This window comes from Enterobacter asburiae (assembly GCF_008080435.1).
Taxonomy (GTDB): Bacteria; Pseudomonadota; Gammaproteobacteria; order Enterobacterales; family Enterobacteriaceae; genus Enterobacter; species Enterobacter asburiae_C.
Genome location: NZ_VRKN01000002.1, coordinates 275,440 through 289,561 on the forward strand (window position 1 = coordinate 275,440; position 14,122 = coordinate 289,561).

Annotated in this window: 13 protein-coding genes; 3 read left to right on the forward strand and 10 right to left on the reverse strand. The window is 60.2% G+C overall.

Translation table 11 applies throughout. From position 1 onward, the window contains the following. Positions 1-176: 176 nt before the first annotated feature. From glpA to glpC, 3 genes are read left to right on the forward strand one after another with little or no spacing between them, the layout of a single operon-like run. The gene (glpA, locus tag FU672_RS04385; protein ID WP_148242316.1) at positions 177-1,805 is read left to right on the forward strand and encodes an anaerobic glycerol-3-phosphate dehydrogenase subunit A; all 1,629 of its coding nucleotides are present in this window, start codon (positions 177-179) and stop codon (positions 1,803-1,805) included. Next, the gene (glpB, locus tag FU672_RS04390) at positions 1,795-3,012 is read left to right on the forward strand and encodes a glycerol-3-phosphate dehydrogenase subunit GlpB (RefSeq protein WP_148242317.1); all 1,218 of its coding nucleotides are present in this window, start codon (positions 1,795-1,797) and stop codon (positions 3,010-3,012) included. The genes glpA and glpB overlap by 11 nt, the downstream gene beginning before the upstream one ends. Next, positions 3,009-4,199 (forward strand): anaerobic glycerol-3-phosphate dehydrogenase subunit GlpC, encoded by a 1,191-nt coding sequence (gene glpC, locus FU672_RS04395; RefSeq protein WP_148242318.1) that lies wholly within the window; start codon positions 3,009-3,011, stop codon positions 4,197-4,199. The genes glpB and glpC overlap by 4 nt, the downstream gene beginning before the upstream one ends. A gap of 33 nt (positions 4,200-4,232) precedes the next feature. Here glpC and FU672_RS04400 read toward each other — a convergent pair whose 3' ends face one another. The 10 genes from FU672_RS04400 to FU672_RS04445 form a co-directional block, all read right to left on the reverse strand. Next, positions 4,233-5,432 carry a nicotinamide mononucleotide deamidase-related protein YfaY gene (locus tag FU672_RS04400; RefSeq protein ID WP_148242319.1) on the reverse strand — a complete coding sequence of 400 codons (1,200 nt, stop codon included), beginning with the start codon at positions 5,430-5,432 and terminating at the stop codon, positions 4,233-4,235. Positions 5,433-5,525: 93 nt separating this feature from the next. Then, positions 5,526-6,065 carry a YfaZ family outer membrane protein gene (locus tag FU672_RS04405; protein WP_028016260.1) on the reverse strand — a complete coding sequence of 180 codons (540 nt, stop codon included), beginning with the start codon at positions 6,063-6,065 and terminating at the stop codon, positions 5,526-5,528. 124 nt (positions 6,066-6,189) lie between these two features. Beyond that, a complete protein-coding gene (gene menE / locus FU672_RS04410) occupies positions 6,190-7,557 on the reverse strand; it encodes an o-succinylbenzoate--CoA ligase (protein ID WP_148242320.1) in 1,368 nt (455 codons plus the stop codon). Continuing rightward, positions 7,554-8,519 (reverse strand): o-succinylbenzoate synthase, encoded by a 966-nt coding sequence (menC, locus tag FU672_RS04415; RefSeq protein ID WP_148242321.1) that lies wholly within the window; start codon positions 8,517-8,519, stop codon positions 7,554-7,556. Before menC ends, menE begins: the two co-directional genes overlap by 4 nt. Further along, positions 8,519-9,376, reverse strand: a complete 858-nt coding sequence (menB, locus tag FU672_RS04420) for a 1,4-dihydroxy-2-naphthoyl-CoA synthase (protein WP_010433380.1) — start codon at positions 9,374-9,376, stop codon at positions 8,519-8,521. The genes menC and menB overlap by 1 nt, the downstream gene beginning before the upstream one ends. Then, positions 9,373-10,149 (reverse strand): 2-succinyl-6-hydroxy-2,4-cyclohexadiene-1-carboxylate synthase, encoded by a 777-nt coding sequence (gene menH, locus FU672_RS04425; protein ID WP_148242322.1) that lies wholly within the window; start codon positions 10,147-10,149, stop codon positions 9,373-9,375. Before menH ends, menB begins: the two co-directional genes overlap by 4 nt. Then, entirely contained in the window at positions 10,146-11,816 is a 1,671-nt protein-coding gene (gene menD, locus FU672_RS04430; protein ID WP_148242323.1) for a 2-succinyl-5-enolpyruvyl-6-hydroxy-3-cyclohexene-1-carboxylic-acid synthase, read from the reverse strand. The genes menH and menD overlap by 4 nt, the downstream gene beginning before the upstream one ends. An 88-nt stretch (positions 11,817-11,904) precedes the next feature. Further along, on the reverse strand, positions 11,905-13,200 hold the full coding sequence (menF, locus tag FU672_RS04435; protein WP_148242324.1) for an isochorismate synthase MenF: 1,296 nt from the start codon (positions 13,198-13,200) through the stop codon (positions 11,905-11,907). Between the two features lie 85 nt (positions 13,201-13,285). Further along, positions 13,286-13,591: a stress response protein ElaB gene (gene elaB / locus FU672_RS04440; RefSeq protein WP_059312839.1), complete on the reverse strand. Its 306-nt coding sequence runs from the start codon at positions 13,589-13,591 to the stop codon at positions 13,286-13,288. Between the two features lie 53 nt (positions 13,592-13,644). Next, on the reverse strand, positions 13,645-14,106 hold the full coding sequence (locus FU672_RS04445; RefSeq protein ID WP_148242325.1) for a GNAT family N-acetyltransferase: 462 nt from the start codon (positions 14,104-14,106) through the stop codon (positions 13,645-13,647). Between the last annotated feature and the right edge of the window lie 16 nt (positions 14,107-14,122).

The following is a 14,122-nucleotide window of genomic DNA, read 5'->3' on the forward strand; positions in this document are numbered from 1 at the left end:
ACGGTGATTGTTACTGTGAATCAACGCACAGATTGTTACAGAAATATGACAAAATGCGCAAAATGGCGCATGAAATCACGTTTCACTTTCGAATTTTGCGCGTTTGTGTTCGAAATCAAACAAACCACACTATTGATATGGCTAAATGATAAAAAAACGAACATAGAGGATAAACAATGACCCTTCACGATCCTCGCTACAGCGATGTGATAATCATTGGTGGTGGCGCAACCGGCGCCGGGATAGCACGTGATTGCGCCCTTCGCGGCTTAAGCGTCACGCTTCTGGAGCGCCACGATATCGCCACGGGCGCAACCGGGCGTAATCACGGCCTGCTGCACAGCGGCGCGCGCTATGCGGTGACTGACGGTGAATCCGCTCGCGAATGTATTGCTGAAAACCAGATCCTCAAGCGTATCGCTCGTCACTGCATTGAGCCAACCGACGGTCTCTTTATTACCCTTCCCGAAGATGACCTTGCCTTTCAGGACACCTTTATCACCGCCTGCAATGCTGCGGGCATTCAGGCTGAGGCCATGGACCCGGCGCTGGCGCGGCGGCTTGAACCGTCGGTTAACCCGGCGCTTATCGGCGCGGTGAAAGTACCTGACGGTACCGTCGATCCCTTCCGCCTGACCGCCGCCAATATGCTGGACGCTCGCGAGCATGGCGCGCGCATCCTGACCGGGCACGAAGTGACCGGGCTTATCCGCGAAGGTCATCGCATCTGCGGCGTGCGGGTGTTTGACACGCAATATAACGAACACAGCGAGCTGTATGCCGCCGTAGTGGTCAACGCAGCGGGGATCTGGGGGCAACGCATCGCGGAATACGCGGACCTGTCGGTGCGCATGTTCCCGGCGAAAGGCTCACTGCTGATCCTCGATCACCGCATCAATAACCATGTAATCAACCGCTGCCGCAAGCCCTCTGACGCCGATATCCTCGTCCCGGGTGACACCATTTCGTTAATCGGTACCACCTCAACCCACGTGGACTACAGCGAGATTGACTACAACCGCGTGACCGCCGAAGAGGTCGACATCCTGCTGCGCGAAGGGGAAAAACTGGCCCCGGTGATGGCGCAGACGCGTATTCTGCGCGCCTACGCGGGCGTGCGTCCGCTGGTCGCCAGCGACAACGACCCGAGCGGACGTAACGTTAGCCGGGGCATCGTGCTGCTCGATCACGCTGAGCGCGACGGCATGGACGGGTTTATCACTATCACCGGCGGCAAGCTGATGACCTACCGCCTGATGGCCGAGTGGGCGACCGATGCCGTCTGCCGCAAGCTGGGCAATACCGAACGGTGCGTGACGGCAGAACAAGCCCTGCCCGGCTCGCGTCAGTCCACCGAAAAAACGCTGCAAAAAATTATCTCCCTGCCCGCACCGCTGCGCGGGTCCGCTATTTACCGTCACGGCGACAGAACGCCACAGTGGCTCGGTGAAGGACGACTGAGCCGCAGCCTGGTGTGCGAGTGCGAAGCCGTCACCGCCGGTGAGGTGAAGTACGCGGTGGAGAGCCTGACGGTCACTAGCCTGCTCGATCTTCGCCGCCGCACCCGCGTCGGAATGGGCACCTGTCAGGGCGAACTGTGCGCCTGTCGTGCCGCCGGACTGTTGCAGCGTTTTCACACCACCACCGCCACCCAGTCGCTCGATCAGCTCAGCGCGTTTTTAAACGAGCGCTGGAAAGGCATTCAGCCCGTCGCCTGGGGCGATGCCCTGCGCGAAAGCGAATTTACCCGCTGGGTCTATCAGGGGCTTTGCGGTCTTGAGAAGGAGCAACGCGATGAAATTTGATACCGTAATCGTCGGTGGCGGCCTGGCAGGCTTGCTCTGCGGCATCAAACTCACGAAGCAGGGGCTTCGCTGCGCCATTATCACCCGGGGCCAGAGCGCCCTGCACTTCTCGTCGGGCTCGCTGGATCTGGTGGACGAAGCATACCGCGATAAGCTGCCGCCGGAGCACCCGTATCACCTGATTGGCGCGCAGCATATTGACCGCTTTGCGCTGGAAACCGAAGCGCTGCTGGCGGACTGCGGCGCACGTCTGAAGGGGAGCGCCCGGCTCAATCACCAGCGCGTCACGCCGCTCGGCACCTTACGCTCTGCCTGGCTCAGCCCGGAGGAGGTGCCCATTGCTCCTTTCAATGCCGCGCGCGTGCGGGTCGTGGGTATTAGCGGCTTTCTGGATTTTCAGCCCCATCTCGCGGCGGCGTCACTCTGTCGCCAGGGGGTTAACGCCGAAACGGCAGAGATAGAGCTGCCAGAGCTTGATGTCCTGCGCGATAACCCGAGCGAGTTTCGCGCGGTGAATATCGCCCGTTTTCTGGATAACGAGGACAAATGGCCGCTGCTGTATGACGCGCTCAGGCCGCTCAGCGACGGCTGTGACGCCCTGCTGATGCCCGCCTGCTTTGGTTTACGCGACAACCGGCTCTGGCGCTGGCTCTCGGATCGTCTGCCCTGCTCGCTCGGCCTGCTGCCCACGCTGCCCCCTTCCGTACCCGGCATTCGCCTGCATACCCAGCTCCAGCGCCAGTTTGTCGCGCAGGGGGGCGTGTGGATGGCGGGTGATGAGGTGAAAAAAATCACCCTGACCGACGGCGCGGTGAGCGAAATCTGGACGCGCAACCACGACGATATTCCGCTTCGCGCCCGCTATACGGTGCTGGCAAGCGGCAGCTTCTTCAGCAACGGGCTACTGAGCAGCCGGGAGGGCATCCGGGAAGCCATTATGGGGCTGGATGTTCGCCAGCGTGCCTCCCGCGCGGACTGGTATCAGAGTGATTTCTTCTCGCCGCAGCCCTGGCAGCAGTTCGGCGTGATTGTCGATAACCAGCTACATCCGCAACTTTCCGGTAAGCCCGTCAGAAATCTCTTTGCCATCGGCTCGCTGCTGGGCGGTTACGATCCCATTGCCCAGGGATGCGGTGGCGGGGTCTGCGCCGTCACGGCGCTGTATGTGGCAGAGCAGATTAGCCAGCGCACGGAGGCTGAACAATGAACGACACCCGTTTTGAAAGCTGCATTAAATGTACGGTGTGTACCACCGTCTGCCCGGTAAGCGGCGTGAACCCACGCTATCCCGGGCCAAAGCAGGCCGGACCTGACGGCGAGCGTCTGCGTCTGAAGGACGGCAAGCTGTACGACGAGGCGCTGAAATACTGCATTAACTGCAAACGCTGCGAAGTCGCCTGCCCGTCAGATGTTAAAATCGGCGATATCATCCAGCGCGCCCGCGCGCGCTACAGCACGCAAAAGCCGACGCTACGGGACGCAATTCTGAGCCATACCGATCTGATGGGTAGCGTCTCTACACCATTTGCCCCGCTGGTGAATGCCGCGACCTCGCTCAAACCGGTGCGCCAGCTGCTGGATGCCACGCTGAAGATAGACCATCACCGCAGCCTGCCAAAATATTCTCACGGTACCTTCCGTCGCTGGTACAAATCCGTTGCGGCGCAACAGGCGCAGTACGCCGATCAGGTGGCCTTTTTCCACGGCTGCTATGTGAACTACAACCACCCGCAGCTGGGCAAAGATCTGCTGAAAGTGCTGAACGCCATGGGAACGGGCGTTCAGTTACTGAACAAGGAGAAGTGCTGCGGCGTACCGCTGATCGCCAACGGGTTTACCGATAAAGCGCGCAAGCAGGCTCAAAACAATGTCACCTCCCTGCGCGAAGCAATTGTCGATAAAGGTATTCCGGTGCTGGCGACCTCCTCCACCTGTACCTTCACCCTGCGCGATGAGTACCCGCATCTGCTGGACGTGGATAATACCGGCCTGCGCGAGCACATTGAGCTGGCGACACGCTTCCTGTGGCGCAAGCTCGATAGCGGGCAAACGTTGCCGCTGGGGACATTACCGCTGAAAGTGGTCTATCACACGCCGTGTCATATGGAGAAGATGGGCTGGTCGCTCTATACGCTTGAGCTGCTGCGGTTAATTCCAGGCCTGGAGCTAACGGTGCTGGATTCGCGCTGCTGCGGGATTGCGGGAACCTACGGCTTTAAACGTGAAAACTACGAAACGTCACAGGCGATTGGCGCCCCGCTGTTCCGCCAGATTGAAGAGAGCGGCGCGGATATCGTGGTAACGGACTGCGAAACCTGCAAGTGGCAGATTGAGATGTCCACCAGCAAACGCTGCGAACATCCGATTACCCTGCTGGCGAAGGCGCTGGGCTGAACAGTGCCGGGGCGAAAGGCCCCGGCACAGGTTTTACTCAACGAACAGCGACTCGACAACGTTAATCCAGCCGTGCTCGCTGGCCACCTCTTTGCCATTCAGCCAGCGACGCAGCATGTTCAGCGCCATCATGGCGCAAACCTCCTGACGCACCGCCAGGCTGTACCGGGTGATGCTCATTTTGACCCGCAGGGCCCAGGTGCCTTCCGGCGTCGCCAGCGCAAAGTTAAGGTATTCCTCGTCCAGCCCGCCGACAAACAACGCCAGGCCGGCAAAATGCTTCACCCTTCTCTCGGAAGCCCAGCGGGCGGTTTGCGCCAGGGTCTCCTGCTGGAACGGCACCACTTCGCTGGCCAGCAGCGGCGCGTTGACGCGCGACAGCTGCAGCGCCAGCAGGCCACCGGTGAACTGCTCGCTTAAGGTCACGCTCAGCTGGCGCGACTGCAGATGCGTCGCAATCTGCGCGGGCAACCCTTCCGTCCCTTCAAAGATCAGGTTTTCACCCGCCACGCGCTGCACCTCGGGCCACAAGGCCAGCATCGCCTCTTTCTGCTCGGCCGGGCCTGTCAGCTTAAGCTCAATGATCGGCATGGAGGAGCGATAGCCCATGGAGACGCCCGGCGGTAGCGGGAGAGGGTCAAGGCTCTGGGCCAGATCGCTTTCAGAGCGGCCAAAGGTGGTCAAACGCAGGCACAGCGGCGGTTCAGGCAGGGTAAAACGATCGCGAAGGCGCGGCAGGATCTGCTGCTCAACCATCACTTTAAATTCTGAGGGCACGCCCGGCGTAAAGAACATCAGGCAGCGGTTCAGCTGCATGGCAAACCCGCACGCGGTACCGACCGGATTATCGACCAGTTCAGCGCTGGCGGGAATTTCAGCCTGTTTGCGGTTGCTGGGGGCCATGACGCGGCCACGTTCGGAGAAAAAGCGCTCCATCTGCGAAAGCCACGCCTCATGCAGCACCAGCCCTTCGCCTTTTGCGGTCGCGGCGGCCAGCGCGCTGAGATCGTCACCGGTGGGGCCGAGTCCGCCATTCACAATCAGCACGTCGCAGTGTTCACTGCGTTCACGCAGAATAGCGACCAGTGACTCAAGATTGTCGCCCACGGTATTGCGGCGCGTTAACGGTAATCCTTGCTCAAAGAAAAGATCGGCAAGCCAGGCAGCATTGGTATCAATAATTTGTCCATGCAGCACTTCGTCGCCGGTGGATAACATCTCCACGTTAATCATTATGTTCTCCCGCTTATATGGTCAAAACACTATAGCGCAAACGCGGGGTGGAGAAGAGAGAAACTGGCGCGACAGAATGCCGCACCGGAGTGATTAGAAGCCTGCGCTGACGCCCACGTACGGGCCGTCGGCCAGCGCGTTGTCGCGGTTGCCGTCTTTACCGGCCAGGTTCAGATAGCGATAGCCAGCTTCGATGGTAATTGGACGCATGATGGTCCAGCGCGCACCGGCGTTGGCCTCTTCATAGCTTTCGATTCCGCTTGAGAGGGAATCCGGCGAATAGTAGTACTCACCAAACAGGCCGAAGCTGTCGCCAATTTTCCACTGCAGGCCGCCGCCCACCGCTGCCGCGTACCCTTCGTCACCGTCATTTGGGTTGGTATAGATACCTTTACCACCGACGGTAGCCAGGAACGGGCCAAGAGGAATGTTCAGACCCAGGCCGAGGCTGGCCGCGTCGCCGTCGTCATCGTTATGCGTCCAGCCGCCGGTCATCGCCAGACCGGAAGTCTCGGTACCCATGCCAAAGCCCAGGTGGGTATAATCCTGACCCGCCGAGCCGTTAATGCTGATGGCGTTAGCCGCCGCAGATACAACCATCAGGCCGAAGCCCAGTAATGCCACTTTTTTCATTGTCGTGATCCCGCACAATTATTATAAAGAAGTCCCAAAACCGCGAGATTTTAACCGGAGTCACCCGGGGATCAAGCACTCTGCGTGCGGCAGAACGATAGATTGTAACTATTTGAAACGGCTACTATCCCTTCAGCGACGCATTCACCCACTGCTGTAACGCGCGGCGCGAGACTTTAATACCGCCATTTTTGAGTTCGGTCGGCAACAGCAGCCAGCGGACGGGTTGCTCAAAACGCGCCACCTTATCCCTGATCCAGTCAGGTAAACAGGTGATATCCGTTCCCGGCTCGCATTCCACCACCGCCACCGGACGTTGCCCAAACTCGGCGTCGTCCAGCGGGACGATAAATACCTGGTTAATCTGCGGATGGCGGGCGATAACCCGCTCAAGACTCTCCGGCTGGATCCCTTCTCCGCCGCTAAAAAAGAGGTTGTCCATGCGGCCCAGGATCGTCAGGCGGCCGTCATGCCATTCACCGCGATCGCGGGTAGCGAACCATCCCTGCGCATTGGTCAGCGGAACTAATTCGCCGTCCCGCCAGTAGCCTGAGGCCATGCTCTGCGCCCGGATCCAGACCTCCCCGTTAACCACCTGCACCTCTCTGCCCGGCAGCGCATAGCCTACGTCCGGCTCGCCGTCCGCCGCTTTCGCGCAGACGGTAGAGGCAAACTCGGTCAGGCCGTAGCCGCAGAAAGTGCGGATACCCTGCTCGCGCGCCTGCTGCGTCAATTCAACAGGGATGGCGGCCCCGCCCAGCAGCACCGCTTTCAGTGCGACAGGCTGGTGGGTATTAAGCAGACGCCAGAGCTGGGTCGGTACCAGCGAGGCGTGGGTGCAGCCGCGCAGCGCCTGCGCCAGCGGCTGCTTTTCGCGCACGGTTAACCGCGCGCCGGCCTGCAGCCAGCGCCATAAAATCCCCTGGCCGGAAACATGAAACAGCGGCAGCGAAAGCAGCCAGTCGTCGTCTTCACCGTAGGACATCAGCGCCAGCACGCCACGCGCGCTGGCGAGATGAGCGTCGCAGGTATGCACCGCCGCTTTCGGCAGTCCGGTGGAGCCGGAGGTCAGCGTCATGGACGCCAGCCGCGCCGGTTGCCACGCAACGCGATATTCACCCGTGCGCTCGCGCATGCGCATGCGCAGGGCAGGAAGACCGTCACAGGTACCGTCCAGCACCAGCGCAAAGCGCAGCGTCATCTGCGGGAGCAACACCTCCAGCAGCGGACGAGGCAGCTGCGGATTAACGGGAAGAATACGCGCCCCGCACTGGAGCAGCGCCAGCCACGCCAGCAGGGTTTGCGGATGATTATGGGCCAGCAGCAGCACGCCGTTGCCCTCCTCCACGCCCTGCAGGTGAAACTCTGCCGCCAGGCGGTCGACGCGGGCGCACAGCTGTTGCCAGCTGAGCACCTCGTCGTTAAGCCTCAGGGCCGGTTTATCAGCAAACTGCGCGCACCAGTGCCGCCACGGCCAGTCGGTAAAACTCATCGCAGCGGCTCCAGCGTCGCGACGTCGAGGCACGGCAGCGCGCTGTCCGGCCACGAGCGGATAAGCTGAGCCTGCATCAGGTTCAGCGTGTCGAGGCCAGGGATCGTATCCGGCGTTAACCAGGCGGCAATGCGCGCCAGCTGGGTTAACCCAAGGCTGGACTCAATCGACGAACTGATGACCGCCGTAAGTCCAAGCGCGTGCGCCGCCGCGACCTGCTCGCGCACCTTTGCCAGACTGCCGGTCAGCGTCGGCTTAATCACCACCGCGCTGACGCCGGGCTCGGCGACAAATTCAAAATCGTCCTCGCGCAGGCTTTCATCCCAGGCGATGGCTATCCCCGTTTCGCGGGCGAACGCGCGCGAATCGTGGCGGGTTTTGCACGGTTCTTCGAGGAAGGCAATGCGGCTGCGGTACGCCGGGTTGACGTACTTTGCAAACTGCTGCGCCTTGAGCGGCGTCCAGGCGCGGTTAGCATCCAGACGCAGATGAAGGTCGGGGATCGCCTCCAGCAGCAGGTTGGCGACCATACCGTCGCGCACCGCTTCGTAGAGACCGACTTTAATTTTCGCCACCTTCTCGCCCGGCATGGCGGAGAGCAGCGCGAACAGCTCGTCGGGATCCCCCGTACAGAGCGGTGCCGCGCGGTAGTTAGCCTCTTCAGGCAGGCTACCGTCCAGCTCCGCCAGCGCGCAGCTGATACCAAAAGCCGCGGAAGGCACGTCCGGCAACGCCGGATCCGCGCCTTCACGCCACGCGTCCGCCCACGCCAGCAATGCTGACTGCGCGTCATCCAGCGACTCCAGACTAAAGCCCGGCAGAGGCGAAATCTCGCCCCAGCCTTCCCGCTCGTCCTGCTGCAGATGCACGAAGAAGCCGTCACGGGTTTTTAACCGCCGTTCACGCAGCACCACGCCCGCGTCCATCGGTATCTGCCAGCGGTAAACCTGCGCGCGACGCATTACGGGTTCCGTTTGTATTTGCTGAAGTCCGGCTGGCGTTTTTCGTTAAACGCGTTGCGCCCTTCCTGACCCTCTTCGGTCATGTAGAACAGCATGGTGGCGTTGCCCGCCAGCTCCTGCAGCCCCGCCTGACCGTCACAGTCGGCGTTGAGCGCGGCCTTCAGGCAGCGCAGCGCCATCGGGCTGTTTTGCAGCATTTCACGGCACCAGCGAACGGTCTCTTTTTCGAGATCGGCAATCGGTACCACGGTATTCACCAGGCCCATGTCCAGCGCTTCCTGAGCGTTGTACTGACGGCACAGGAACCAGATTTCGCGGGCTTTTTTCTGTCCGACGATACGCGCCATGTAGGAGGCGCCCCAGCCGCCGTCGAAGGATCCCACTTTCGGGCCCGTCTGGCCGAAGATGGCGTTCTCGGCGGCAATGGTCAGATCGCACATCATGTGCAGCACGTGACCGCCGCCAATGGAGTAGCCCGCTACCATCGCCACCACCGGTTTTGGACAGGTGCGGATCTGACGCTGGAAATCGAGGACGTTCAGGTGGTGCGTGCCTGCATCATCCTGGTATCCGCCGTAGTCGCCGCGTACTTTCTGATCGCCACCGGAGCAGAACGCTTTATCGCCTTCGCCAGTCAGGACAATCACACCGATGTTGTCGTCGTAGCGCGCATCCGCCAGGGCCTGAATCATCTCTTTCACGGTCAGGGGACGGAAGGCGTTACGCACCTGCGGACGGTTAATGGTGATTTTGGCAATGCCGTCGGTGGATTTGTGGTAACGAATGTCGGTGTAGCCTTCGGAGCAGTCCTGCCATTCAACCGGGGCGTAAAGCATGTGTTCATCAGGATAGATCATAGAGTGTCCTTTATTCGATAACGCAGTATCTGAGCCAGACTCGCGATAACCGCATCGGGATTTTCCCGGTGTGCGTTGTGTCCGGCATTGGGAATTGCATGGCGAACGGCGTTCACTTCCGCGGCAAGGGCCGCGAACTTCTCATCCCGTTCGCCATAGAGATAGTCAAAAGAGAAATCGCGTGCGCTAAGCGCGGCACGCAAATCCGGCTGCACGGCCAGCGAGGTCGCCTCGAGCATCATCGCCAGCGTCGCGCCGTTGTTGTGGCTGCGAAGGGTAATCAGCGCATCGCGTTGGGCGTTCGTGAGAGAAGCGAACACGGGCTGTTGATACCAGTCTGTGAACACCCTCTCCAGCGGTTCGGTGCGAAAACGTGTTGCCCAGCGATGGTCAGATGCCCGCCGCGCATTTCGCGCATCGGCATCCTGCAGGCCCGGATGTCCTCCCTCCACCATCACGCCCAGCAGCCCTTTTGCCTGCTGGCAGGCATGGAACATCGCAATGCGGCCGCCGAGGGAGTACCCGATGAGCCAGAATTTCAGTATGTTGTAACTAAACAGGGTTCGGGTGAGCAACACGCTCATCTCGTCAAACCCCGTCACGCCCAGATCCCGGGATCCACCGTGACCCGGCAGATCCAGATACAGCCGGGGGTAATCGCTGAGCCCTTCACCGACCCTCTGCCACTCGCGGCAATCTCCGGAAAACCCGTGCAAAAAGACCAGCCAGGGATAGCCTGGTTTTCCGGCCTGCTGCACGCCAGAGAGGATCACAGCTGGCTCACCTGCGCCAGCAGGCTTTGCAGGGCCTGCGCACCGTCAGCATCGTTCACCACCAGCTCAATCAGCGTCGCACCCGGCTGCTTCCAGGCGCTGCTTAACGCCGCGTCCAGCTGTTCCCAGCTTTCCGGGCGATGGTATTTCAGGCTGAACATCGCCGCGGCGTGTTCAAACTGCACGTTCTGCGGCATCAGATAGAAGCGCTCGCGCTCGCTCTGCGGCGTTGGCAGCAGGGAGAAAATCTGCCCGCCGTTGTTGTTGACCACAATCAGCACAAACGGGGCAGACGCCTGACGCAGCAGCGCCAGCGCGTTGAGATCGTAAAGCGCGGAGAGATCGCCCACGATGGCCAGCGTCGATTTCGCGCTGGCGCGCTGCACGCCTGCCGCCGTGGAGATCAGCCCGTCGATGCCGCTGGCGCCACGGTTGCTGTACACCGGGTAGCCCGCGGGCAGCTTCGAAAAAGCGTCAATCAGCCGCACAACCAGGCTGTTGCCGACAAACAATTGCCCCTGTTCAGGCAGGCACTGGCGAATACGGTGCGCCAGGCCGGCCTCGCTAAACGCTTCACAGTGCGCTTTGGTCAGTTCCCACGCCTGGCGCGAAAGGTCCGGGATGGTCACCGCCCAGGGCTTGCGTTTTTCAGCCGGATGAAGCGTCAGCCAGGCGTCGATACTGCTGACCAGACGACGACCGCGGTGGTGCGCCGGGTCAAGCCGCCCTTCCAGCGCGTCCACCAGCCAGTACTCTTCCGGCGTGCAGGTGGCCTGCCACTGCAGTAACCGTTTGCCGGTCAAACTTGATCCAAGCTGGACCACAATCTGCGCCTGCGCCAGTTCGGTGACCGCTTTCGCATTACCCAGCCAGAGATCGGCGCACGGCAGCGGCTGACCGGTCTGGGAAAGCACGTCGCCTATCAGCGGCCAGCCAAGGGTTTGCGCCCATTCGGCGACCAGCCTGCCTTCGGCGGCGCTCATGCGCCCGGCGATAACCACGCCGCGCTTCTGCCGCCAGAAGAACCAGTCGCGCTGTTTCGCGCTCTCAAGATGCGTCTGCTCGCGCAGCCACGGTTTTTCACTCTCCCACCAGTCACCAAGGGACTGCTGCCAGTCAAGACCCGTGTCGTCCAGCTCACCGTACAGCGGCTCGGCAAACGGGCAGTTGATATGCAACGCCCCGGCGCGCAACGTCTCCACGGCGTGATCGACGGTGGAGACCAGCCAGCTTGCCGGAATATCCTGGGTGGGACGTGGTAACGAAATCGTCTGCGAAGGATGCGAAGAAAAGAGCCCCGGCTGGCGAATGGCCTGATTAGCGCCGCAGTCGATAAGCTCAGGGGGACGATCGGCCGTCAGTAAGATCAGTTTTTCACCGGTTAACCCGGCTTCAATCAGGGCCGGATAGAGGTTCGCCACGGCGGTACCGGAGGTGACGATCACCGCCACAGGTTCTTTGCTGACTTTCGCCAGACCCAGCGCCAGATGGCCGAGACCGCGTTCATCAAAGTGGGTGTGGTGAATCAACGCCCGGTTTTCAGCGGCCGCCAGCGTCAGCGGCGTTGAGCGAGAACCCGGTGCAATACACACGTGCCTGACGCCATGGCGCGTCAGGGCTTCAAGGATCACCGCCGCCCAGCGTCGGTTAAAAGAACTTACTGACATGAGATTGTCCGGTATCAAGAATGCGACACAGTATAAATAATAGAAAAAATTGGAATTTTGATATGAATCGGGATTGCGCGATTCAGTATTAATCCCTTAGGAGCAGAGAGCGCAATCCGGCGGCTTTGTTTTCGATCTCCTGCCACTCCTGCTCCGGGTCAGACCCGCTGACAATACCGGCGCCGGCGTAGAGCCGCAGAGAGTCCTCCAGGACGCGCGCGGAGCGCAACGCCACGCAGAACTCACTCTGTTCAGGCGATAAATACCCGGCCGAACCGGCGTACCACTCGCGGTTAAAGGGTTCGACCTTCTGGATAAACTCGCGCGCAGGCTGTCGGGGTAATCCGGCAACGGCCGCGGTCGGCTGTAACATGAGCAGACACTCCTCATCATCGGCCTGTTTGAGCTCGGTCCAGATACAGCGGCGCAAATGCTGTACTTTACGCAGGCGCACCACCTGGGCAGGCAGAACCTCAAGCGTCTGCGTATAGTGCTGAAGACGCTGGCAGATATCTTCCACGACCAGCATATTCTCGCGCTGATTTTTATCATCGTTCAGCAACCACTCGCCGAGACGCTGCGCCTGGCTATCATCGATATGGCTGGCGACGGTACCCGCCAGCGCTTCCGTGCGCAGCAGTTTGCCGCGCCGCCGCCAGAGACGCTCGGGCGTAGAACCAAGAAACGCGTTGCTGGCGTCGAATATCATACAGAAATGATAGCAATGTAAATTCAGAGCGCGGCTGGCGGCCATCAGCGCGACAGGGTTAACGCGCTGTGTGAACTGCAGATCGGTTGCCCTGGCGAGAACCACTTTTTCAAAATCACCGCGCGCGATGGTCTCTGTCGCCCTGCGGATAAGTTTCAGCCATTCGGCCTGCTGCGGCTGATGGGTTTCGTGCTCAACCTGAACGGACAGCGGACGGATGGGCCTGGCAGGACGGAGCTGCTGTAAAAAATCCAGCGCGGCGTGGGCATCTTCCACAAGCGAGCGGTCGCTCCACAGCTGCAGGCGCAGCGTGGCGTTGCCGGCGGTACGTCGCCAGAGCAGTCGCGGTAAAAAGAGGTTGCCCTGCTCCGGATTAAAGGCGTTCAGGCCGCAGATGCGGGTATTACTTGCTGCGTTTTGCTCACGCAAAAACTGCGAGGCTAACGCCAGAGAGGAAAATTGGGTGACCGCCCCTAGCGCAGCCAGCTCTTCATCGCCGTTACGCTGCTGCCAGTAAAACTGCGGGTAACACTGCTGCTCGCCCAGCCAGGCGAGAGGATCGAAGGCGTCGTTTAACGGGAAAGAGACGTCGAAATGACGTATGCCGGGTGCTGCGGGTAACGCTTGCGATAACTGGGTACGCAATTGCTCCAGCGCGAGGAAAATCGAATTCACGCGAACCTCTCCCTGTTAAAACCTCGTATTATACGGGGTACCATAAGAAATATCAGTACCCACGTATAGGGAGTGGTTAAGCGGCTTAACGGCGGGCTAACAGCAGCCCCAGTACCAGCCCGACGGCAGCACCGGCGCCAATGCCCTGCCACGGTTTTTCATGCACGTAATCATCGGCACGATACACCGCTTTTTTAGCGCGGTAGTAATAAGTATCTGACGCATGGCTGACGCGGTTTTTCACTTCATGCAGCGCCTGCTCGGCACGGGCTTTTAGCTCAATATATTTCTGATCGGCAGGGTCGCCCGAGGAACGTAACACCTCTTCCAGCGTTTCGCTCAGTAAGGCCAGGTCATCGTCGATACGGGTATCCCAGGATTGAAATGACATATTTTTCTCCATGTTAGTACACCAGTCCGCTAACTATAGCCAACGAGATGCCATTACGCCTGTTTCACTTCTCGCGCCATGCCTATGTGCGGAATGCCATCTTCATCGTATACCTCCGTCACCGGCGTAAAACCAAAATGGCCGTAGAAGGACTGCAGGTGTGCCTGCGCACCCAGGTATAACGCCTTGTCCGGCCACTGTTTCTGGCACGCCTCCAGCGTTTTTTCCATCAGCTGATAGCCCAGTTTTTCACCACGCGCGTTACCGCTGATGATGACGCGACCAATGACAACAGGCTCAACATCCTCTTCGCTTTTCAGAATCCTCGCATACGCCACCAGCTCGTTATCGCGCCAGCCGAGGATATGGCGGTTCTCGCCAACGAGGTCATCGCCATCGATGTCCTGATACGGGCAGCTCTGTTCCACAACAAACACTTCGCAGCGCAGCTTCAGCAGGGCGTAAAGTTCGCTAACGGTGAGGTCACTATGATGTAAATCTTGCCACTGGATCATGTCTGTCTCCTTCCTG

What these genes read in the sequence shown, in the direction of transcription:
- glpA (WP_148242316.1), top strand. Translation starts at nt 177, where the DNA reads ATGACCCTTCACGATCCTCGCTACAGCGATGTGATAATCATTGGTGGT.
- FU672_RS04445 (WP_148242325.1), bottom strand. Translation starts at nt 14,106, where the DNA reads ATGATCCAGTGGCAAGATTTACATCATAGTGACCTCACCGTTAGCGAA.
- menC (WP_148242321.1), bottom strand. Translation starts at nt 8,519, where the DNA reads ATGCGTCGCGCGCAGGTTTACCGCTGGCAGATACCGATGGACGCGGGC.
- menB (WP_010433380.1), bottom strand. Translation starts at nt 9,376, where the DNA reads ATGATCTATCCTGATGAACACATGCTTTACGCCCCGGTTGAATGGCAG.
- glpC (WP_148242318.1), top strand. Translation starts at nt 3,009, where the DNA reads ATGAACGACACCCGTTTTGAAAGCTGCATTAAATGTACGGTGTGTACC.
- menD (WP_148242323.1), bottom strand. Translation starts at nt 11,816, where the DNA reads ATGTCAGTAAGTTCTTTTAACCGACGCTGGGCGGCGGTGATCCTTGAA.
- menE (WP_148242320.1), bottom strand. Translation starts at nt 7,557, where the DNA reads ATGAGTTTTACCGACTGGCCGTGGCGGCACTGGTGCGCGCAGTTTGCT.
- elaB (WP_059312839.1), bottom strand. Translation starts at nt 13,591, where the DNA reads ATGTCATTTCAATCCTGGGATACCCGTATCGACGATGACCTGGCCTTA.
- FU672_RS04405 (WP_028016260.1), bottom strand. Translation starts at nt 6,065, where the DNA reads ATGAAAAAAGTGGCATTACTGGGCTTCGGCCTGATGGTTGTATCTGCG.
- glpB (WP_148242317.1), top strand. Translation starts at nt 1,795, where the DNA reads ATGAAATTTGATACCGTAATCGTCGGTGGCGGCCTGGCAGGCTTGCTC.
- FU672_RS04400 (WP_148242319.1), bottom strand. Translation starts at nt 5,432, where the DNA reads ATGATTAACGTGGAGATGTTATCCACCGGCGACGAAGTGCTGCATGGA.